The following is a 20,909-nucleotide window of genomic DNA, read 5'->3' as shown; positions in this document are numbered from 1 at the left end:
TGGGGTGATTTGTCAAATACTATTTAGTTTGTCATTTTAACTCTAAGTTATAATCGGATCTGATACGCCAGTAGGTGGCAAAGCGGGGTTTGCCGGAGGCGGTTAGCCCTCGATATTTGTAGGTGATAATTGCCCCGATTGGCGGCGGGTTTTCCCGATCTTTATCCTTAAAGCCCGAACCGATCCGGAATATACCTTGTTCATTGCGGCAGCTAATTGCGCCGAGTTTGCCCTGATATTTTCCTTTGCCTTGATGGTGAGCTACGACTTCACATTCCGCATCGGCGACTGCTTTCAATTTAAGAATTTGGGCGGAACGCCCGTGAATATAGGGGGAGTGAGGATTTCTCACCACAACACCCTCGCCGCCAGCCGCTTGAATTTGCTCGAAAAATTGCTTGAGATGAGCGTCATCTTTAACGGGGATTTGCGGGATAATGTGAATATAGGGTGTTGGGTTCTGGGCGAGATAGTCCGCCAAGGTTTTCAAGCGTGCAAACAGATCGCCTTGTGCTTGCGGCACATCGAAAACATAGAGTTTGAGCTTGTACCACCCCTTAGGGCTGGCAGAGCGTACGGTAGCGGCGATCTCTTCAAATTTTCCCCGCTCGCTAAACAGTTCTCCGTCAATTGCAAAGGGCGGAAAAGATTGAGTAAAATAATCTGGTGCTGAAAGCGGGTAGCCTTGGCGACTGAGTAACTGTTTGCCATTCCAATAACCCCTTACGCCGTCTAGCTTTTCGCTCATTACCCAACCTCGAATATCTTGATCTCGGTATTGCTCCAATAGCATTAGATCCAAGGGTTGTGCTACCAACGAAGTGCATAGTAAAAAGAAGATCGAGCGCCACATTTTCCTTTCCTTCTCATCAGAATATTAAGGTGAAAATATAGCGTTTTTGTGAAAAAAAGCAGAAATAGAGATCGATTTTACGATCACGATCACAAAATAAATGGGTAAGCGGTAAGATTGAGTGAATATTTTGCAAAACGGATCAGCGGTTGATTAGTGTAAAGCACAGTTGTAACATTAGAACATTTTTAGTTCATACCTAAAAAGGAGACAAAGATGAATCAATATGCACATTATTCACCGGCAATGTTAAGAGAATTGATTGCAAAACAACACATTACCGGACAAACATCAGGAATGGCATTGGGATACGCTCAAGCGAATTTAGTCATTTTGCCGAAAGAATATGCCGATGATTTTGAGGTATTTTGTGCCAAAAATCCTAAACCTTGCCCGATATTAGAGATTGTCAGGGGGACGAAATTTACGCAGGCAGTGGCAAAAAACGGGAATATTTATACGGATATTCCCGAGTATTATGTATATGAAAACGGTATGAGAACCCAACAGCTTTATGATGTCGAAAGCTATTTCAATGAAAATATGGTGGGATTTTTAATCGGGTGTAGTTTTTCTTTTGAGGAGAGTTTATTAAGTGCGGGTTTAGGTGTACGCCATATTGAGCAACAATGTAATGTGCCGATGTATCGAACAAATATCGCTTGCCAAGCCGTTGGAGCATTTAAAGGAAATATGGTGGTCTCTATGCGCCCTTATACGAGAGAACAGGCATTGCGTGCCGAAGCGATTACCGCTCAATTTCCTTCCGTACACGGTGCGCCTATTCATTTGGGCGATCCCGAAGCGATCGGGATTGCGGATCTCTCTCAACCGGATTTTGGGGACGCTGTTGAGATCAAAGTGCAGGAGATCCCTGTTTTCTGGGCGTGCGGCGTAACGCCTCAAAATGTGATTTTAGAGGCGAAATTGCCGCTCGTGATTACCCATTCACCGGGCTGTATGTTTATTACCGATATTCAGAATGCCGCTTTGAAACAGACTGCTAAATGAACGGTTTGTAAAGGTATAATTAGTGAAGTTGAGGGTTTTCGCTTTTGCAAGAAGGCGAAAAATGGCTGTGTAAAAACAGGCTGACTACCCGCAGGTATTCAATAATTTCTTCACCGGCAGCGAGCAAATCGTCATTGTTATCTTGTTCGTCATAGCCCAATTTGGCGATTTCAGCGAGATCATCAATCGCTTCGCCGACCTCATCGGTTTCTTGTTGCAGTTTTGGTTGGGCTAAGCCTAATCCAAGCAGAAAATGTTCCGTCCATTCTGCGATTGAATCGGCAAGTGTAAAGCCGTTTTCATCTGCGGGCTGCCACAGGGAAAATAGCGTATCGGCTTCATCAAAACTTTGACTAAGCTGTTGATAAAAATCGGTTAATTTCGCTAATGGCGCTTGTGAAAAAGCGTGTCCGTTATGGGTAAATTGATAGGTGAGCGTTTGCCAAGAGTTATCTTGGATACCGCCCGCTAATAAACCGCTTAAAAAACCGTGAAATTCGGCGGGAGTATAGTCGATTTGCAGTTCGCTAATCAGTTGTTTGAAGTCGTTACGGTGAGAAATAGCCATAGTCTGTTATTTGTGATTTAGTCAAAGGGTGGCATAATAGCAAAAAATTTTGAGTTCGTGAGGATTTCCCGACAATGTCGAAAAATAATATTGAATTATCGCTTTTTGGTCAGGTGCTACGTTTATACTGCCCGCCGGAGCAGCAAGAGGCGCTGCGAGAATCGGCACAACGTTTAGAGGAACGGGTCAGCCTGTTAAAAGAGCAATCGGGCATTATTCAGTTGGAGAAAGTGTTGTCGATTGTGTCGCTCAATTTGAATTATGAGCTTGAGTTGGAGCAGCGCAAAAATGCAGAAAATAAGAATGTGCTGATGGCTTGTTTACAACATCTCGATCAATCGCTGGCAAAATTGCAATCAAGCGGGGCGGATACGGTGTCAATTGGTCAAGAAAATAACTAATGAACCAATTTCTGCAATTTTATTGATCTGACCACTAGGAAAAAACGTTAAATTCCGTTAGTATTTCTTTCGCCTGAGGTGTACGTTGCTTGTTACGTCCCTGAGCCGATATTTAAAACTCCTTGAGTTGAGCTCCTATTTGTTGGTGAGCAGGCTCGCCTAGCGAGAAGCCTAAAAATGAATATGTTCGACTCCCTTGAACCTTTTGGTTCAAGGACCACAACAGGTAACGGCACTTCGGGTCTTTTGTCTATGTTAAATACCTCTTCATCTTCTAGTGAGCAACGCCGACTGCTGCGTCAAGCAATGAAAGCCAAGCGCTTGGCGTTAAGCGATGCACAGCAACAATTCGCTGCCAATGCCATTTTGCCTCGCATTTTAACGTTAGTTGAACAGTATCAAGCACAACATATTGCGTTTTATCGAGCGTTTCAGGGGGAAATTTCACCTCAACCGGCGATTGATCGGCTACTGAAACAAGGGAAAAAAATCTATCTGCCGGTACTGCACCCTTTCTCTACTCATCAACTTCTGTTTATCGCCTACCAATCCCCTCAAGATTTATCCCCGAACCGCTTTGGGATTTTAGAACCCCGCCTTGACGTACGCAAGGTTCTGCCCCTTGAGCAACTGGATATACTGTTTTTACCGCTCGTGGCGTGCGATAAGCAGGGCAATCGGTTAGGAATGGGCGGCGGCTTTTATGATCGCACTTTGGCACAAATTCCCGATGTGGTGAGTGTCGGCTTGGCACATCGCTGCCAGCAAGTCGAGCAATTACCGCTGGAAAGTTGGGATATGCCCCTGCAACATTTAATTATCGGAGAGTGTGAATAATGCGACCGAAATATCCGCCACCACTCGTATTTGCTTGTTGTGCGATAGCCATTTGGGAGTTACCGAGCGTGCTAGATCCCCATTTTATCCAAAGAATAATTGCTGGTGTTATCGGCGTATCTGCCTTGATCGTTGCCGGCTTTGCCGTTTGGCATTTTCATCAAGCCAAAACTACCCTTGACCCTCGCACGCCTGCTCACACCACCGTTTTAGTTACCTCCGGCGTTTACCGTATGAGCCGTAACCCAATGTACCTTGCCCTTGCCGCTCTCTTGGTGGCGGAAAGTTTATGGCTGAACCGCTTACTCGGTTTTGCGGTGGTATGGGGCTTTGTGTGGTTTATCACCCGTTTTCAGATTTTGCCGGAAGAACAATCGCTCGCCCGCATATTCGGCGACAACTATCAAGATTATAAAAAACAGGTTCCCCGTTGGTTGTGGTAGAATGAACAAGCGGTCAGTTTGGCGCCGTTTTTTGCAAAAATGCGGTATTATGTAGCAAATGCACGAAAATAGACATTTTAACAGAATGTAGGGACACACTGCGTGTGTCCCTACAAGCGAATACAAAACAACATTTGTGCAACTGCTACATAATATGGCAAAAATGCTAAAATATCTCCACCTTTTACTCGTTTACTCATTAAAATAAGGAAATATTATGCTTACCAACTACGAAGAGACGATTTTCAGTAAAATTATCCGCAAAGAAATTCCAGCGGCGATTGTCTATCAAGACGATCTGGTTACTGCCTTTCGTGATATTGCCCCGCAGGCGAAAACCCATATTTTGATTGTGCCGAACAAATTTATCCCGACCGTCAATCACGTTAGCGAAGAAGACGAGCCGGCATTGGGGCGTTTATTCACTGTGGCGGCAAAAATCGCCAAACAAGAGGGTATTGATGAAAGCGGCTACCGTTTGATTATGAACTGTAATCAGCACGGCGGTCAGGAAGTGTTTCATATTCATATGCACTTGGTTGGTGGCGAACCCTTAGGCAAAATGTTGGCGAAATAAGATGGTAAGCCGTTTTTTTCTAATTGCATTTTGCTCACTGCTTTTAACCGCTTGCGGCAGTTCTCCCGTCAGCTATTTGCCGAGCGGTAAGCAGCCGATCGTCAATATTGAGGCGCAAATTCACGAGCGGATTGAGGTGGATGCCCGCCGCGAGCGGTTACAGCTCAAAAACCTTACTCAAGCGGACTTGGCGGTATTCTACAAATTATTTTGGTATGACAAACAGGGCGTTACCCAAACCACAGCGGAGCATCAGCCGTGGCAGTCGCTATGGTTGCTTCCTCAACAGAGTACAGCGTTGCCCTTGACAAAACCTACCGAGGAAAGTGTGAATTACCGCATCTATCTGCGTGGGCAGCGTTAATGCCGTTGGATTGGCTGACGCAGACACGGCGACAAGCGGTACGTTCTGTCGAAAATTTGCCGGGATTGAGCGCTTGTAGTCAATGCGTAGAGCTGACAAACGGCGAACGTTATGTGCTGCGTCATCAAACTGCACGGGCGAGCCGTTGTGGGATAGACTATCGCCAAGAAGCCCACCTGCTTTCGCAGATTGCCCCGCTCGGTTTCAGCCCCAAGCCGCTCTGTCATACGGAGAATGCCAGCCTACTCAGTTGGATTGAGGGGCAAACGGCAACCGAATTTAGCCCGACGTTACTTAAAATGTTGGCGTACCGTTTGGCAACCTTGTATACTTTTGACGTGCAGGCGGAAAAGGGTAGCGAAGCGCTTATTCCCTTTGATCTTGCCCAACGTTGTCAATTTTTTTGGCAACAGTTAGCCCCTGATGTGCGGCAGAAGCTCCCTTTTTCACCACCTTTCCCGACCATTTCACCGTTTAAGCGGGCGATTTGTCATCACGATCTGCATTTGCAAAACATCGTACTTAACCACGGTGAACTCTTTCTGATTGATTGGGAATATGCCGCCCTCTCCGATCCGGCACTGGATATTGCTTTATTTTTTGCCGCTAACCCGCTCAATGCAACACAGCAAGCGATTTTTTTACGGCACTATTTTGCAAAAACCGGCTTTGAACCGACCGCTTTCCGTCGCAAAATGGCACAATATGCGCAGGAAGTGCCGAAATTAAGTCAATTATGGTTTTTGTTGTAGCCAGACAGGAATAAAATCGCTATACTTCGCCCACTTAAAAAATTTATGTTGATTTTTTAAACGAAATTGTTTAAAAAATGTAAATGAATTAGACTTATGAGAGGTAAAAAGAATTGATCAAATCAGGTCGTGTATTGTTTGCGAAATTGATGGCACTTGCCGTTGCATTTAGTGCAATGAGTGTGCAGGCAGCGGAAAAACTGTATGTCTATAACTGGACGGAGTATGTGCCGTCTTCACTGTTGGAAAAATTTACCAAGGAAACCGGCATTGAGGTGATTTATTCCACCTTTGAAAGCAATGAGGAAATGTATTCCAAACTGAAATTAACCGACGGTGCGGGCTACGATTTAGTGTTTCCTTCTAGCTATTACGTCGGCAAAATGGCAAAAGAGGGAATGTTGGCGGAAATTGACAAAAGCCAACTCACCCAGTTTGAGAATGTCAGTAAAGCCTTGATGGGCAAGCCGTTTGATCCGGAAAACAAATTTTCGCTCCCTTATGTGTACGGGCTGACCGGCATCGGCGTGAACAGTGCGGAGATCGACCCTAACCAGCTAACGAGCTGGGCGGATCTCTGGAAACCCGAATTTAAAGGCAAAGTCTTGCTGATGAACGATGCCCGTGAAGTGTTCCATATTGCGCACCTGTTAAACGGCACGTCGCCGAACAGCGAGGATGAAGCGGAGATCAAAGCGGCTTACGAACGTTTAACCCAGTTAGTGCCGAATGTGTTGGTATTTAATTCCGATTCACCTGAAATGCCTTATTTGCAAGGGGAAGTGGCAGTTGGAATGCAGTGGACGGGCTCGGCACACCGGGCGAAAAGCGAAAACCCTGATCTCAAATTTATTTTCCCGAAAGAAGGGGCGGTGATTTGGATGGATAACTACGCAATTCCTAAAAATGCCAAAAATAAAGCGGCGGCACATAAATTTATTGACTTCTTATTGCGTCCTGAAAGTGCCAAAGAGGTGATTGAAACAATGGGTTTTTCAATGCCGAATGAAAATGTGAAAGCCCTGCTTTCCGAAGAAATGGTGAATGACCCTTTGATTTTCCCGCCGCTTGATGAGATCGAGAAAGGTATTTTGCAAAGTGATGTCGGCGAGGCTGTCGATATTTATGAAAAATATTGGAATTTACTAAGAACCAACAACAACCGTTAGGAGGCTAAAATGTCAACATACAACTCAACTACAGCAAACCCGGGTCCACTTGGTTTATGCGGTTTCGCACTGACGACTTGGTTACTGAGCTTAATCAATAACGGCACATTTGGCGGCGAAAATGTCGGCTTGGTGCTGGCAATGGGCTTTGCTTTTGGCGGTACGGCACAGATGATTGCGGGAATGTTTGAATTTTCAAAGGGCAACAGCTTTGGCTTTACCGCATTTATCAGCTACGGCGCATTTTGGTGGTCGTTTGCGTTATTCAAGGTCTTTTTTGCAGCAAGCGTATCGGCGGAATTTGTCGGCTGGTACTTGGTGGCGTGGGGGACGTTCACCCTAATGATGTTTATCGGCACCTTAGCTAAGGCTCGTGCGTTACAAGCGATTTTCTTGGCACTAACCATCACTTTCTACCTGTTGGCAGCCGGCGATTTTACCCATAATGCCACCCTTACCCATATTGGCGGTAACTTCGGCTTATTAACCGCATTATTAGCGTTCTATTTAGCGGCAGCGGAAATTATCAACGAAAGTTTCGGTCGTACCGTATTGCCGATTGGCGCGCCAAAAGCCTAATTGCAAGCGGTCGGATTAGCCGAAAAGATTGCACTTTAGCAACGCTTTAGTGAACGCCACGCTGGTGTTGGTGAAAACAGATTGAAATGAATAGCCTGTGTGGTTGTTCCTCAAAGTTAAAGCATCAATGTTATGCAACGGCTATTCAATATTGAAAACCCATCGTTTCTACGATGGGTTTTATATTTTTCTTTGGCTGTTTGCAAAGAAATAACGCAATATATTGAGAGGCATTTTAGCAATATTATGTAGCAGTTGCACAAAGTTGTTTTTTATTCGCTCGTAGGGACACACTGCGTGTGTCCGGATTTTAACATATTGAAATAATTGGATTTTTATAAAGGACACACGCAATGTGTCCCTAATTCTGTTAAAATGTCTATTTTGTGCATTTGCTACATAATACTGCACTTTAGATTGGGGCGGGCTATCCCTGATTACGCTTAGCCCCCCTTCAACCATACCGATTATTTTTTCAATAATCTTTGGCTATTGAGCACCACCGTAACCGAAGAGAGCGCCATTGCTGCCGCGGCAATCATCGGATTAAGCAACCAGCCGGTAACGGGATAAAGCACGCCGGCGGCTAACGGAATGCTGATCGCATTGTACATAAATGCACCAAACAGACTTTGTTTCATATTGGCTAACACCTGTTTGGAGAACGGCAAAACGGCGGCTAACGGCTGAAGCCCACTTTGCATCAGGGATAGATCGGCGGTTTCCACGGCAATTTCACTGCTGTGATACATCGCAATGCCGACATTGGCTTGGGCGAGGGCAGGGCTATCGTTGATGCCGTCACCGATCATTGCCACCTTTCTCCCCTCTGCTTGTAAACCTTGAATGTGTGCCGCTTTTTGTTCCGGCAATACCTCGGCAATCACCTGTTCAATCCCCAGTTGCGAAGCGTAGTATTCGGCGGTTTGCTGGCGATCACCTGTGAGCATCAGACATTGATAGCCTTGGGCGTGAAATTGGACGATCACTTGCTTGGCTTCGGGGCGGAGCTGATCGGCTAAATAAAAAACGCCGAGAGTGCGGTTATCCACCGCGATAAACACTTGCGTGCCAACCGATTGTGAGTGAATGAGTTGCTGCTGCTCGGTGTCGGTGAGTGTCTCTCGGAATAAGGCAAAATGCCGATTACCGATTTGAACCTTGGCAATGCTGCTATCTGCCATAATCCCTTGCCCTTTCACGATTTGAATATTGTCCAGCGTGCAAGCGGTGTGCTGTGCGCAAAATGTTACAATGGCTTTGGCTATCGGGTGAGAGGCGTGCTGCTCAAGGCTTTTGGCAAGGCGGAGTAATTCATCTCGATCCGCATTGTTAAAGGTGTCAAAGCGGCTGACCTGCATTTCACCGGTGGTGAGCGTCCCTGTTTTATCGAACACGAGGGTATCGACTTCACTGCCGGCTTGTAACGCCTCAATATTGCGGACTAACACCCCCAATTCTGCGGCACGGGCAACGCCGGCAATGGTGGAAAGAGGGATTGCCAGCCCTAAAGCGCAGGGGCAGGCTATAATCAGCACGGTGGTGAAAACAGACAGGGCAAAATCAAACTCTTTGCCGAGTAGCAGCCAAATAGCCGCACTGATTACGGCAAGGCTGACGACAACCGGCACGAAAACCGCAGCGACTTTATCGACCCACTGGGCAAGCGGTGGTTTACTGGACTGGGCGTGGCGAACAGCGTGAATAATGCGGGCAAGGGCGGTTTGTGTGCCGACTTGCTCGGCAATGTACACCCCTGCACCGTCTTGCACCAGTGTGCCGGCACGCACTTTTGCACCGGCTTTTTTCTCAATCGGCAAGGCTTCGCCGGTCAGCATTGATTCGTCCACCCAAATCGCGCCGCTTTCCACTATACCGTCCACCGCCAGCCGATCGCCCGTGTGTGCTTGAAGGCGCATCATCGGCTTGATTGCTTTAACCGGCAACGGTTTTGCAAGATCTCCGTCTAAAACGACCGCTTGTTGCGGGGCGAGATCGAGCAATTTTTCTAAGGCGAGGGAAGAACGCTGCTTGGCTTTCAGCTCTAAAAATTTGCCGAGATTTAAAAAGCCGATAATCATCACGCTGGCTTCATAATAAAGGTGTGCTTGCGAGCTGGGATTGAGCGTTAAATAAAATGAGTAGAGGAAAGCTACACCGGTACTGAGGGCAATAAGTGTATCCATCGTGGCGGCACGATTTTTCAGGCTATGCCACGCGCCCGTGAAAAAATGCCGCCCGCTCGCATACATTGTGCAGGCGGTAACGCCCGCCCACATTAGCCAAATCGGGCGGTTTGCCTCACTGACCGTCATTCCTCCTATTAACCCGTAGCCCATTAGCGCAAAGCCAACGGCAAGGGCTAGGCTGAATTGGCGCTTTTTATGGGTGAGCATTGCTTGGGTTTGCTGCTGTTGCTTCTCCCGCCGGGTTTGCTCGCTTTCCAATAATTCTGCACCGAACCCGATTTTCGTTACTGCTTGAATAACCGCATCGGCACTGACATTCCCTTGTACAAAGGCAGTTTGATCCGCCAAATTGACCGATGCCAATTCGACGTTAGGCAGCCGCCCGATCACGGTTTCAACTCGGCGAACACAGGCGGCGCAGTGTAAGCCGTTGAGTAAAAATTGCTGTTCCATTGTTGCTCCTGCGGCTTAACAAGCGGTCAGTTTCGGCTAGATTTTTGCATCAAAACCGATGTCGATGACGGTATCGATTAACGTTTGAGCCTCTTCTTCGCTCTCAATCACGGCAGTTTGAGCGGCTAAATCGACAGACACTCGGCGGACGGTCGGTAATTGGTTGAGGGCGTTTTCAACGCTTTTGACGCAGTGTTGGCAGTGTAAACCGCCGAGTTTTAATGTGGTCGCTACCATTTTGTTTTCCTCTTGAGTTTGATAAAGTAGCCGCATCATAAACCTTTACCCTAAGTTAAAGTCAAGCATAATGAATATTAGCCAAGCCGCCAAACTTAGCGGGCTTTCCGCCAAACAAATTCGAGATTATGAAAAAGCAGGGCTGCTGCCTGAAATGGCACGTTCGGCATCGGGCTATCGCCTTTATAGCGATAAGATGCTGGCGCGGTTACATTTTATCGGCAATGCCCGTAAAGTCGGCTTTTCCCTTGCCCAAATCGGCGAGTTGTTAAAATTAAATGATGATAGCCAACGTTCCAGCCGTGAGGTAAAACGGCTTACCGAACAGCATATCCTTGAATTAAAAGCGAAAATTGCCGATTTAGAAGCAATGGTTTCCTTGTTACAGAGTTGGCATTGCGCCTGTCAAGGCAATGAAAAGCCGGAATGTTCCATTTTACAAGGGCTGGAAAAGCATAATTTTTGATTGTCCCGTTCCGACTAATTCGTTAAAATTCACCCCTGTGTTTATTTACAATAAAGAGCCAAGTTATGTCTGAAAAACGCTACGGTGCCGATGAAATCACCGTGTTAAAAGATCTCGAACCGGTGCAGTTACGCCCCGGAATGTACACCGATACCTCCCGCCCGAACCACTTAGGGCAAGAGGTGATCGATAACAGTGTCGATGAAGCGTTATCAGGCTTTGCCAATCACATTGAAGTGATCCTGCACAGCGACAATTCCCTTGAGGTAACGGATAACGGGCGGGGAATGCCGGTCGATATTCATTCCACCGAAAAAATATCGGGGGTAGAGCTTATTCTTACCAAATTGCACGCAGGCGGTAAGTTCTCTAACAAAAATTACACTTTCTCCGGCGGTTTGCACGGGGTGGGAATTTCGGTGGTGAATGCCTTGTCGGAACGGGTGGAAATCACGATTAAACGCAACGGCAATATTTATACGATTGCGTTTGCCAACGGCGTAAAAGTCGAAGAATTGACAATCGTGGGGCAATGCCCAAAACGTCAAATGGGGACGACGGTACGTTTTTACCCAAACCCGAAATATTTTGATTCGCCGAAATTTTCCGTCAGCCGACTGCGTCATTTATTGCGGGCGAAAGCGGTACTTTGCCCGAAATTGACCATTCACTTTACTGATCATATCAACCAGCAGCAAGAAACGTGGTATTACGAAGACGGTATCGCCGACTACCTCAATGAAGCCTTGCAGCAGTATGAAACGTTACCGAACCCGCCGTTTATGTGCGATGTGGTGAATGAAACGGAGGCGGTCAGTTGCGCATTAACGTGGCTACCGGAGGGCTGTGAGTTAATTACCGAAAGTTATGTGAATTTGATCCCGACCTCACTGGGTGGCACGCACGTGAACGGTTTGCGTCAAGGGTTATTCAAAGCGATGAATACTTTCTGTGAGCAGCATAACTTGTTGCCAAGAGGGGTAAAGTTGGCGGCCGATGATGTGTGGAATCGCTGTGCTTATGTGCTGTCGCTCAAAATTCAGGAACCACAGTTTGCGGGGCAAACCAAAGAGCGGCTTTCTTCCCGCCAAGCCTCCGGCTATGTGGATAATATCGTGCAAGATGCGTTTATTTTGTGGCTCAATCAAAATGTGCAGCTAGGGCAACAACTGGCGGAAATGGCAATTAGTTCGGCACAAAACCGCTTGAAAGCGGAGAAAAAAGTGGTGCGTAAGAAGCTGGTAAGCGGGCCGGCATTACCGGGAAAACTGGCGGATTGCACCCAGCAGGATTTAAGCCGAACCGAACTGTTTTTGGTGGAGGGCGATTCTGCGGGCGGCTCGGCACGACAGGCACGGGATAAAGAATACCAAGCCATTTTGCCGCTACGGGGTAAAATTCTCAACACTTGGGAAGTCTCGCCGGATCAAGTGTTAGCCTCTGCCGAAGTGCACGATATTGCAGTGGCAATGGGGATTGATCCCGATAGCGATGATTTAAGCCAGCTCCGCTACGGTAAAGTGTGCATTTTAGCTGATGCGGACTCGGACGGGCTGCACATAGCGACTTTGTTGTGTGCCTTGTTTCTACGTCATTTCCCGGCATTGGTGAAAAACGGACACGTTTATGTAGCGATGCCGCCCCTTTATCGCATCGATATTGGTAAAAATGAGGTTCATTACGCCCTTGATGAAGCGGAAAAAGAGGCAATTTTGGCTCGACTTGCCAAGAAAAAAGGCACACCGAGCGTGCAGCGTTTTAAAGGGCTGGGAGAGATGAATCCCGAGCAGTTGTGTGAAACGACAATGGATCCGAATACACGCCGTTTAGTACAGCTTACTTTTGAAGATAAGGAAGAACAGGCGTACGGTAGCACCACGTTGGAGCTGATAGATATGTTGTTGGCGAAAAAACGTGCGGAAGATCGTAAGCAATGGCTTCAAGACCGAGGTAACGAAGCCGATTTGGCGGTATAAGATGAAAATCGGCTTTGTTTTCGGGTTGCTATTCGCGACTTTGTCAGTAGGTGCAAAAGAGAGTGCAGAGCGTGTAGTGCCGGCAGGGGGAATTGATAAAGCCTTGTTAGGACAAATTCTGTTCTTCGATCATCGGCTTTCATTTAACGGCACGCAAAATTGTGCGCGTGCCATAACCCTGATGCCGCTTTTATTGATACTCGCCAAAATAGTGGGCAGGGAATGGTGTCGCAAGGGGATAATCCCGCACTATTTGGTGTGCGTAACTCGCCGACTATTCTCTATGCGAGATTTTCGCCCGAATTTCATTTCGATCCCGAAAGCCAAAGCTATGTCGGCGGGCAGTTCTGGGACGGTCGGGCGGATAATTTGCAAAAACAAGCCGGAATGCCACCGCTTGATCCGTTAGAAATGGGAATGCCCGATAAACTAAGCCTCGCTAAACGGCTATTATATATGCCAATGTATGTTAATCTTCTTACCCAACATTACGGCGAGAAAGTTTGGAATACGGTTGATGATGTATATGGCGCAATGGAAGATGCGTTAGCCACGTTCCAAAAAGAGAGCGTACTGCTTGCGCCGTTTGACTCGAAATACGATAGATCCCTCAAAGGAGAATATAGACTGACGCTGCTTGAGGCACAAGGCAAAGCACTCTTTTTTAATCCCGAAAAAACACATTGCAGCCGTTGCCACCTCAGACATTCAGATCAACCTCATTCTCAAGAAACCTTTACCAATTACTATTATGAAAATATTGGCGTGCCGAGTAATCCTGCGTTAATCAAGCATAATGGCTTGCCTGCCGATTATATCGACCGAGGGTTGGGAGGCAATCCTAAGGCTGCGGGCGATCCTCGCCAAATAGGCAAGTTTAAAGTACCGACCCTGCACAATGTTGCCGTAACTCCGCCTTATATGCACAATGGGGTATTTAAAGAACTGAAAACAGTGTTGCTTTATTTGGATAGTTTCAATAATCCGAAACGAAAGAATAACCCTGAAACCAATCAGCCTTGGGCGGAAGCCGAGTACCCGCCGACTGTGGCGCATAAAATGTTAAAAGCCCCGCTGCTTTCCGATGCCGAGATTGAGGCTTTGGAAGCATTTTTAAAGACATTGACAGATGCCCGTTATGAGTAAGACTTGAGAGTGCTTGAGCAAGGGTTCTCGCCCAAATTCATAAAATGCGCTACATAAACGGTTTTTCTTTTAGAATTGACATAAATTCGGTAGAATACGCAAACGTTTGCGGTTAAGCAAGCGGTTGAATTTATCCCCTTTTTTGCAATTATCTTGAGAGAAATTTATGAATATTCTAATTATTGGTAACGGCGGGCGTGAACACGCACTGGCGTGGAAGGTTCGTCAATCGCCTTTGGCGACTAACGTGTTTGTCGCACCGGGCAATGCAGGGACGGCATTAGAGTCGGGTATTGAAAATGTGGCGATTTCGGCGACTGATGTGCCGGCGTTGGTTGAATTTGCGAAAAATAACGATATTGGGCTGACGATTGTCGGGCCTGAAGCCCCTTTGGTGATCGGTGTTGTCGATGCCTTCCGTACTGCCGGCTTAACGATTTTTGGCCCGACACAAGCCGCCGCACAATTAGAAGGCTCAAAAGCGTTTACGAAAGATTTTTTAGCCCGCCACCGTATCCCAACCGCAGAGTACCAAAATTTTACCGAGATTGAACCAGCACTTGCTTATTTGCGTGAGAAAGGGGTGCCGATCGTCATCAAAGCGGACGGTTTAGCTGCCGGTAAAGGTGTGATTGTCGCAATGACTTTGCAGGAAGCGGAAGAAGCGGTTAAAGATATGCTCTCCGGTAATGCCTTTGGTGAAGCGGGTAGCCGTGTTGTTATTGAAGAATTTTTAGACGGTGAAGAAGCAAGTTTCATTGTAATGGTGGACGGCGAACACGTTGAACCAATGGCAACCAGCCAAGATCACAAGCGGGTCGGCGAAGGGGATAAAGGCTTGAACACCGGCGGAATGGGCGCATATTCGCCCGCACCGGTGGTAACACCCGATATTCACCAACGTATTATGCAGGAAGTGATTTATCCGACCGTTAAGGGAATGGCGGCGGAAAATAACCGTTATACCGGTTTTCTCTATGCCGGTTTGATGATTATGCCGGACGGGCAGCCGAAAGTGATTGAATTTAACTGCCGTTTTGGTGATCCGGAAACCCAACCGATTATGATGCGTTTGGAATCTGATTTGGTCGAGCTTTGCATAAAAGCCTGTGAAGGCAAGCTGGATGAAGTGCAATCTAAATGGTGTGAACAGGCTGCGTTAGGTATCGTACTTGCAGCGGAAGGTTATCCGGGAGATTACCGTAAGGGCGATGAAATTCAAGGTATTGCTGCCGCACAACACGGACAGAAAGTCTTTTTAGCCGGCGTGGAACAAAAAGCGGGTAAATTACTGACGAATGGCGGACGTGTGTTATGTGCCACCGCTCTTGGCGAGAGTGTTTTCGATGCTCAACAACAAGCTCTTAAACTTGCCGAACAAATTCAATGGCAAGGTCGTTTCTATCGCCGAGATATTGGCTACCGTGCCGTTGTCCGTGAGCAAGCCTCATAAACAAGCGGTTGCCTTTTGCAATTTCTTTGCAATAACATTAATGTTGGGATGACAGGGCGCCAAGTTGGCGTCCTTTTAATATGAGAATAATACGATGATTATAATAACATCAGTATGTTTTGCCTAAGTTGCCGTAAAGTTGAGTTTATTTAACGGTCGGAAGTGTATCGAAAATAGGTAAAATTTCTTATCGCCTTATGCAATAAAAAAGCACGCTAAAGCGTGCTTTTTGGTTAGATAATAGCCACGTTATCAGAATTAGTCTTTCTTCCGCAACACTAGTTGGCTGAGTACCACGAGAGCTAAAGAGAAGATAATCATAATGGTTGCGAGAGCGTTTACTTCCGGCGTTACCCCTGTTTTTACTAATGAGAAGATTTTCAGTGGTAATACTTCGTAGCTTGCGCTGGTAACAAATGAAGAAACCACCACATCATCAAGGGAGATTGTGAAACTTAATAACCAACCGGAGATGATTGCAGGGAGTAACAAAGGTAGCAGAATTTTACGCAAAATCGTTAATTCGCCCGCACCGAGATCTTTCGCTGCTTCCAACATTTTGCCGTCAAAATCGTTCAAACGAGATGAAACGGTAACAACCACATAGGGTAAACAGAACGTAATGTGTGCCAACAGTAGCGACCAAAAGCCTAGAGACACGCCCACTAACATAAACAGCGCCAGTAAGGATACAGCCATTACAATATCCGGCGACATCATTACCACAAATAACATTCCGCCGACAAACTGTTTACCACGGAAGCGGTAACGGTATAACGCAATCGAGGTTAATGCACCGATTAAAGTCGCAAAGGTTGCCGCAAAAAATGCAATAGTGATGGAGTGAACGGCGGATTGAATCAACGTATCGTTGTTAAACAAGCGTTCATACCAATTCCAGCTAAATCCTTTCCAGGTTAAACCGTAGCGATCCGCATTAAATGAATTAACCACTAAAATGATGATTGGAATGTACAAATAGGCGTACACGACAAACATAAAAAGGCTTTTAAAAACACGCTTCATTATTCTAACTCCACCTGCTTATTCATCAATTTATTTGCTCGGTAGTAAATGTATAACATTAACGCCATCAATACGGTTAAGCCGATACTGATTGCCGAGCCGAACGGCCAGTTGCGGGTAACGAGAAATTCGCTCTTAATAATATTACCGACGAGCAAGACTTTTGCACCGCCGAGCAAGTCTGCAACATAGAACATTCCCATTGCCGGTAGCAATACCAATAAACAGCCTGCCACAATGCCCGGCATTGTAAGCGGGATAATGATGCGGATAAAACGTTGGAAAGCGTTTGCGCCCAAGTCTTTGGCGGCTTCTAACAAGCGTCCGTCAATTTTCTCAATGGAAGAGTAGAGCGGTAAAATCATAAACGGCAATAATATGTAAACCAAGCCGATGACAACCGCTGCTTCGGTATTGAGAATCCGGATTGGCTGGTCAATAATCCCAAGGGTTAAGAGTGTACTGTTAAGCACCCCTTTGACTCCAAGGAAAATCTTCATTCCGTAAATGCGGATAAGCGAGTTTGTCCAGAACGGTAATACCACCAAAAAGAGCAAAAACGGTCGATATTTTGCCGGCAATTTCGCTATCACGAAAGCAAACGGATAGCCAATCACCAAACAAATCAATGTGGAAATCCCCGCCATATAGAAGGAATTCCACAGCACTTGTGAATAAAGTGGGTCAATTAACCGCTTGTAGCTATCCAATGAAAAGCTAAATTCAATGAGATTGCTACTGTCTTTCGTCATAAAGCTGGTGAACAGCACCAGCAAATTCGGGATTAAGACAAAGAAAATTAACCAACCAAATATCACCGCAACGGTGATATTTTGGAATTTATGACTAGCGATCTTCATCGTTTAGTACAACCTCCCAACCTTCGTGCCAGGTTAATGCCACTTTTTGACCGACTGAGTGGTCAATATGCGGATCGTCTTCGTTAAAAAATTCGCTGACTAACACTTTCATATTGTTGTGATCCAACACAATGTTAGATTCAAGGGTCATTCCTTTATAGGTACGGTCACTAACGTGTCCGATAATGGCTTTGGAACTCTCGTTTTCGTCCAATTCTTCGATCACAATATCTTCAGGGCGTAACAACACTTTCAGTTTTTGTTGAGGTTGTACCGCAATGTCGGTGTGAATTTCGCAAATACGTCCTTCAACGTTCGCTTTTACGGTTTTGTCGCTGATGCGTTCAATCACGGTTGCATCAAAGACGTTGATTTCACCGATAAAGCGTGCCACAAAGAGATTTTTCGGATCTTCGTAGATTTCACGCGGCGAACCGTCTTGTTCAATATTGCCTTTGTTCATTACGATAATCCGATCGGACATTGTCAAGGCTTCTTCTTGGTCGTGGGTAACGAAAATAAAGGTGATGCCGAGCTGACGTTGTAGGGCTTTCAGCTCGTTTTGCATCTCTTTACGCAGCTTGTAGTCGAGAGCGGACAGGGATTCGTCTAACAAGAGTACTTTCGGTTGATTGACAACGGCGCGGGCAATGGCAATACGTTGTTGCTGACCGCCGGAAAGCTGGGACGGCTTGCGTTGTGCCATTTCTTCCAAGCGTACCATTCGCAAGGCTTCCATTACTCTCGGCTTGATTTGATCGTTCGGCACTTTCTGCATTTTTAAACCAAATGCAACATTCTCAAAAATAGTCATATGAGGGAAAAGTGCATAACTTTGGAAAACCGTATTTACCGGGCGTTGTTCGGCAGGAATATCCGATACGTCTTGCCCGTCAAGGATAATTGAACCGTCCGTGAGTTCTTCAAAACCGGCGATTAAACGTAACACGGTGGTTTTACCGCAGCCTGATGGACCGAGAATGGTTAAAAATTCACCGTCATTAATCGTCAGATTTAAGCCATCAATAATCGTTTTTTCACCGTAACGTTTAGTGATAGAACGAAGCTCAATAATTGGTTTTTGTGCTAACTTTTCCATTTATTTTTGTTTTCCCCCTGGGAGTCTTGAGAAAATGCAAAATCTGAATAGAGATTCAGTCCAAAAAAAGCGCCATTATTACGCATTCAAACAGGGTGCAATGATATAGTGAATAGGGGGGGAATGAAAGAAAAAATTTGGATTTAGACGAAATTGTTCTTTATCAAAAACACAAGCGGGCGGTTATCTGCCATTTTTTTTGCAAAATAGCACGCATAACCGACCGCTTGTCTTAGAGCCGACTATAAGGAATTGAAAAATATCACTAAAATGATGATCGGAATAACGAAGCGCACATAGTTAAACCACAGGGTTGTGAATAATTTGCCGGCGTTCAGTTCGGCTTTGGCGTCCTCTTTAAGCACGAAGCCGACAAAGACGGCACTGCCGAGGGCGGTCAAGATAAACAGAATGTTTCCGCTGATGTAGTCGAAGGCATCGAAGATACTTTTGCCCATAATGGTAACGTCTTTCCAAAGGCTATCGCCGAGTACGGACGGGATATTTCCCAACACAAAAATGGTTGTGAGGGTCAGCGCAATCGCGGTTTTTCTGCCGATATGCATTTTTTCCTGTAAGGCGGTGATAATCACTTCATAGATCGTTAGCGAGGTGGTTAATGCCGCCACCACTAACAGACTGAAGAAAATCACTGCAAACACTGTGCCGCCCCACATATTTGAAAAGACAATCGGTAAACTTTGGAAGACTAAGGTCGGGCCGGAGTTAGGCGCAATGCCGAAGCTAAACAGCGAAGGAAAAATCATAAAACCTGCCAACACGGCGATCACGGTATTCATAATGCCGGTAATGGTGGCGGTTTTGACGATATTCTCTTTTTTATCTAAGTAGCTGGAAAGGGTGATCAGCACTCCAAAGCCTAAGCTGAGTGCGAAGAAAACTTGCCCCAACACGAATACAAACAGTTTGCCGCTGATTTTGCTAAAGTCCGGCATTAAATAAAAGCGGATTCCTTCCATTGCGCCGGGGAGGGTAATATTACGCACGACCATTACAATCAAAAACAGGAATAAGAGCGGCATTAGGTATTTAACCGCACGCTCAATGCCGTCCACAATCCCCTTTGCTAAGATGAAATAGTTCACTACAACGAATAGGGCGGTATAGGCGATAATGCTAAAAGGACTATTGAAAATACTGTCGTTGAAATAGCTGGCGGTGGTTTCTACGCTAATCGGGCGGGAGAGATCGAGCGTGCCGTTGAGCAGGCTGCCGATATAGTTCAACACCCAGCCGCCCAGTACCATATAGTAGGCGAGAATAGCGAACGAACCAAGTAGCCCCATATAACCGAGCAGTTTCCAACCTCGGTGAATTTTTTTGCCGTTTGCCGAGCCGCTGAAAGCGTCAATCGCATTCACCCGCATTCGGCGACCGATCACATTTTCCACTAAGATCATCGGAATACCGATCACGATCATCGCAATACAAAAAAGTGCCACATAAGCACCGCCACCGTTTTCCCCCACTAAATAGGGAAAACGCCAAGTTGCACCGAAGCCGACCGTCGCGCCGGCAACGGTCATAATATAGGTTAGACGGCTAGACCAAGATTGACGTTCCGTGTGATGATGAGTCATATTTTTTCCTTTATAAAACTAAAAATGGTTACGCAAAGAGTGCAAAGAGTTCATTGACTTTCACCCGTGAGAGTGATTTTTGTCCGATACTGCGTTGCACTTTAAATTCTTTGAGTATTGCACCCGAGTAAATTTGGCGGGTAAACGCCGTGCTGTGATTAGAAATAAGCACCGGAATATGTTGTTGCTGGGCTTTTCTAGCCCAAGCCGCAAGTTCGGCTTGCTCGGTTAAACTGAAACCGCCGCCGGCATAGCCGGTAAAATTGCTGTCCTGTTGGAGCGGGGCATAGGGCGGATCGCAATAGACGACATAATCGTCTTGATGTTCAAACAAATACTGAAAGGTATGTTGGAAATCCGCACAGATAAATTCTGCCCGCTGTGCCTTTTGGGCGAAAAAACGGAGTTCTTTCTCCGGAAAATAGTGACTTTTATAACGCCCGAACGGGACGTTATATTGCCTTTTTTGGTTATATCGACATAAACCGTTATAACCAAAGCGGTTGAGATAGAGGAATAAGACCGCACGCTCAAAGGGATCGCTTGAGGCGTTAAATTGCTGCCGCTGCGCTAAGTAGAACGTTTGTGTATTGGCGTGAGCGTGAAAGAACAGGGCTTGCGTATGCTGAATATAACGTTCGACATCTTGTTTGACGGTTTTAAACAAGCCAATCAAATCGGGATTAACATCGGCTAAGAGATAGCGGTCGAAATCCGTATTTAAGAAAACAGAACCTGCGCCGACAAAAGGCTCAACAAGGCAAGCCTTTTTGGGTAAATGGCGTTCAATTTCAGTGGTTAAACGGTACTTCCCGCCTGCCCATTTTAAAAAGGCTCGTTGCTTCATTG

The 20,909-nt window shown here is 46.2% G+C and carries 21 protein-coding genes, 1 other RNA gene and 1 pseudogene; 14 read left to right on the top strand and 9 right to left on the bottom strand.

What is annotated here, in order from left to right; genetic code table 11:
* Positions 1-31: 31 nt before the first annotated feature.
* Positions 32-853 (bottom strand): DNA ligase, encoded by an 822-nt coding sequence (locus tag E4T80_RS06605; protein WP_135056372.1) that lies wholly within the window; start codon positions 851-853, stop codon positions 32-34.
* A 216-nt stretch (positions 854-1,069) separates the two neighbouring features.
* Between E4T80_RS06605 and E4T80_RS06600 the strand changes: the two genes are divergently transcribed.
* Complete coding sequence (locus tag E4T80_RS06600; RefSeq protein WP_135056369.1) at positions 1,070-1,864, top strand: putative hydro-lyase; 795 nt, start codon at positions 1,070-1,072, stop codon at positions 1,862-1,864.
* A gap of 19 nt (positions 1,865-1,883) precedes the next feature.
* Here E4T80_RS06600 and E4T80_RS06595 read toward each other — a convergent pair whose 3' ends face one another.
* Positions 1,884-2,432, bottom strand: a complete 549-nt coding sequence (locus E4T80_RS06595; protein WP_135056366.1) for a UPF0149 family protein — start codon at positions 2,430-2,432, stop codon at positions 1,884-1,886.
* Positions 2,433-2,506: 74 nt separating this feature from the next.
* On the opposite strand from E4T80_RS06595, the gene E4T80_RS06590 reads away from it, so the two are divergent.
* The 9 genes from E4T80_RS06590 (at position 2,507) to E4T80_RS06550 (ending at position 7,554) form a co-directional block, all read left to right on the top strand.
* Positions 2,507-2,833 (top strand): cell division protein ZapA, encoded by a 327-nt coding sequence (locus E4T80_RS06590; RefSeq protein WP_135056363.1) that lies wholly within the window; start codon positions 2,507-2,509, stop codon positions 2,831-2,833.
* 67 nt (positions 2,834-2,900) lie between these two features.
* Positions 2,901-3,081, top strand: a non-coding RNA gene (gene ssrS, locus E4T80_RS06585) — 6S RNA.
* Positions 3,082-3,085: 4 nt separating this feature from the next.
* Positions 3,086-3,670 carry a 5-formyltetrahydrofolate cyclo-ligase gene (locus E4T80_RS06580; protein WP_135056360.1) on the top strand — a complete coding sequence of 195 codons (585 nt, stop codon included), beginning with the start codon at positions 3,086-3,088 and terminating at the stop codon, positions 3,668-3,670.
* Complete coding sequence (locus tag E4T80_RS06575) at positions 3,670-4,113, top strand: methyltransferase family protein (RefSeq protein ID WP_135056357.1); 444 nt, start codon at positions 3,670-3,672, stop codon at positions 4,111-4,113. Before E4T80_RS06580 ends, E4T80_RS06575 begins: the two co-directional genes overlap by 1 nt.
* Positions 4,114-4,330: 217 nt before the next feature.
* Positions 4,331-4,690 (top strand): purine nucleoside phosphoramidase, encoded by a 360-nt coding sequence (hinT, locus tag E4T80_RS06570; RefSeq protein ID WP_047975867.1) that lies wholly within the window; start codon positions 4,331-4,333, stop codon positions 4,688-4,690.
* 1 nt (position 4,691) lies between these two features.
* Positions 4,692-5,054, top strand: coding sequence for a YcfL family protein (locus tag E4T80_RS06565; RefSeq protein WP_135056354.1), 363 nt, complete (start codon positions 4,692-4,694; stop codon positions 5,052-5,054).
* Positions 4,961-5,806, top strand: a complete 846-nt coding sequence (locus tag E4T80_RS06560) for a choline/ethanolamine kinase family protein (protein WP_228064817.1) — start codon at positions 4,961-4,963, stop codon at positions 5,804-5,806. The genes E4T80_RS06565 and E4T80_RS06560 overlap by 94 nt, the downstream gene beginning before the upstream one ends.
* Positions 5,807-5,955: 149 nt before the next feature.
* On the top strand, positions 5,956-6,975 hold the full coding sequence (locus E4T80_RS06555) for an extracellular solute-binding protein (RefSeq protein WP_135056440.1): 1,020 nt from the start codon (positions 5,956-5,958) through the stop codon (positions 6,973-6,975).
* Positions 6,976-6,984: 9 nt separating this feature from the next.
* The gene (locus E4T80_RS06550; protein ID WP_135056348.1) at positions 6,985-7,554 is read left to right on the top strand and encodes an acetate uptake transporter; all 570 of its coding nucleotides are present in this window, start codon (positions 6,985-6,987) and stop codon (positions 7,552-7,554) included.
* Between the two features lie 467 nt (positions 7,555-8,021).
* Here the strand turns inward: E4T80_RS06550 and E4T80_RS06545 are convergent, their stop codons facing one another.
* Both E4T80_RS06545 and E4T80_RS06540 read right to left on the bottom strand, forming a co-directional pair.
* The gene (locus E4T80_RS06545; RefSeq protein WP_135056346.1) at positions 8,022-10,196 is read right to left on the bottom strand and encodes a heavy metal translocating P-type ATPase; all 2,175 of its coding nucleotides are present in this window, start codon (positions 10,194-10,196) and stop codon (positions 8,022-8,024) included.
* 36 nt (positions 10,197-10,232) lie between these two features.
* Positions 10,233-10,433 carry a heavy-metal-associated domain-containing protein gene (locus E4T80_RS06540; RefSeq protein ID WP_135056343.1) on the bottom strand — a complete coding sequence of 67 codons (201 nt, stop codon included), beginning with the start codon at positions 10,431-10,433 and terminating at the stop codon, positions 10,233-10,235.
* Between the two features lie 70 nt (positions 10,434-10,503).
* On the opposite strand from E4T80_RS06540, the gene E4T80_RS06535 reads away from it, so the two are divergent.
* From E4T80_RS06535 to purD, 4 genes and pseudogenes are all read left to right on the top strand, one after another.
* Positions 10,504-10,899 (top strand): MerR family DNA-binding protein, encoded by a 396-nt coding sequence (locus tag E4T80_RS06535; protein WP_135056340.1) that lies wholly within the window; start codon positions 10,504-10,506, stop codon positions 10,897-10,899.
* Between the two features lie 65 nt (positions 10,900-10,964).
* The gene (gene parE / locus E4T80_RS06530; RefSeq protein WP_135056337.1) at positions 10,965-12,875 is read left to right on the top strand and encodes a DNA topoisomerase IV subunit B; all 1,911 of its coding nucleotides are present in this window, start codon (positions 10,965-10,967) and stop codon (positions 12,873-12,875) included.
* A 1-nt stretch (position 12,876) separates the two neighbouring features.
* A pseudogene (locus E4T80_RS06525) lies at positions 12,877-14,021 on the top strand (cytochrome-c peroxidase).
* Positions 14,022-14,187: 166 nt separating this feature from the next.
* Entirely contained in the window at positions 14,188-15,474 is a 1,287-nt protein-coding gene (purD, locus tag E4T80_RS06520) for a phosphoribosylamine--glycine ligase (RefSeq protein WP_135056334.1), read from the top strand.
* 258 nt (positions 15,475-15,732) lie between these two features.
* Here purD and potC read toward each other — a convergent pair whose 3' ends face one another.
* From potC to E4T80_RS06495, 5 genes are all read right to left on the bottom strand, one after another.
* Positions 15,733-16,500, bottom strand: a complete 768-nt coding sequence (potC, locus tag E4T80_RS06515) for a spermidine/putrescine ABC transporter permease PotC (protein WP_135056331.1) — start codon at positions 16,498-16,500, stop codon at positions 15,733-15,735.
* Positions 16,500-17,360 carry a spermidine/putrescine ABC transporter permease PotB gene (potB, locus tag E4T80_RS06510; protein ID WP_135056328.1) on the bottom strand — a complete coding sequence of 287 codons (861 nt, stop codon included), beginning with the start codon at positions 17,358-17,360 and terminating at the stop codon, positions 16,500-16,502. Before potB ends, potC begins: the two co-directional genes overlap by 1 nt.
* On the bottom strand, positions 17,347-18,459 hold the full coding sequence (gene potA / locus E4T80_RS06505) for a spermidine/putrescine ABC transporter ATP-binding protein PotA (protein ID WP_135056325.1): 1,113 nt from the start codon (positions 18,457-18,459) through the stop codon (positions 17,347-17,349). Before potA ends, potB begins: the two co-directional genes overlap by 14 nt.
* A gap of 242 nt (positions 18,460-18,701) precedes the next feature.
* Positions 18,702-20,060 (bottom strand): sodium-dependent transporter, encoded by a 1,359-nt coding sequence (locus E4T80_RS06500; RefSeq protein ID WP_135056322.1) that lies wholly within the window; start codon positions 20,058-20,060, stop codon positions 18,702-18,704.
* A 28-nt stretch (positions 20,061-20,088) separates the two neighbouring features.
* Positions 20,089-20,907 carry a Dam family site-specific DNA-(adenine-N6)-methyltransferase gene (locus E4T80_RS06495; RefSeq protein ID WP_135056319.1) on the bottom strand — a complete coding sequence of 273 codons (819 nt, stop codon included), beginning with the start codon at positions 20,905-20,907 and terminating at the stop codon, positions 20,089-20,091.
* Positions 20,908-20,909 lie beyond the last annotated feature (2 nt).

This window comes from Muribacter muris, assembly GCF_004569585.1.
In the GTDB taxonomy this organism is placed as follows: domain Bacteria; phylum Pseudomonadota; class Gammaproteobacteria; order Enterobacterales; family Pasteurellaceae; genus Muribacter; species Muribacter muris.
The sequence above is the reverse complement of the archived record's forward strand: the minus strand, read 5'-3'. Positions and strand labels throughout refer to the sequence as shown.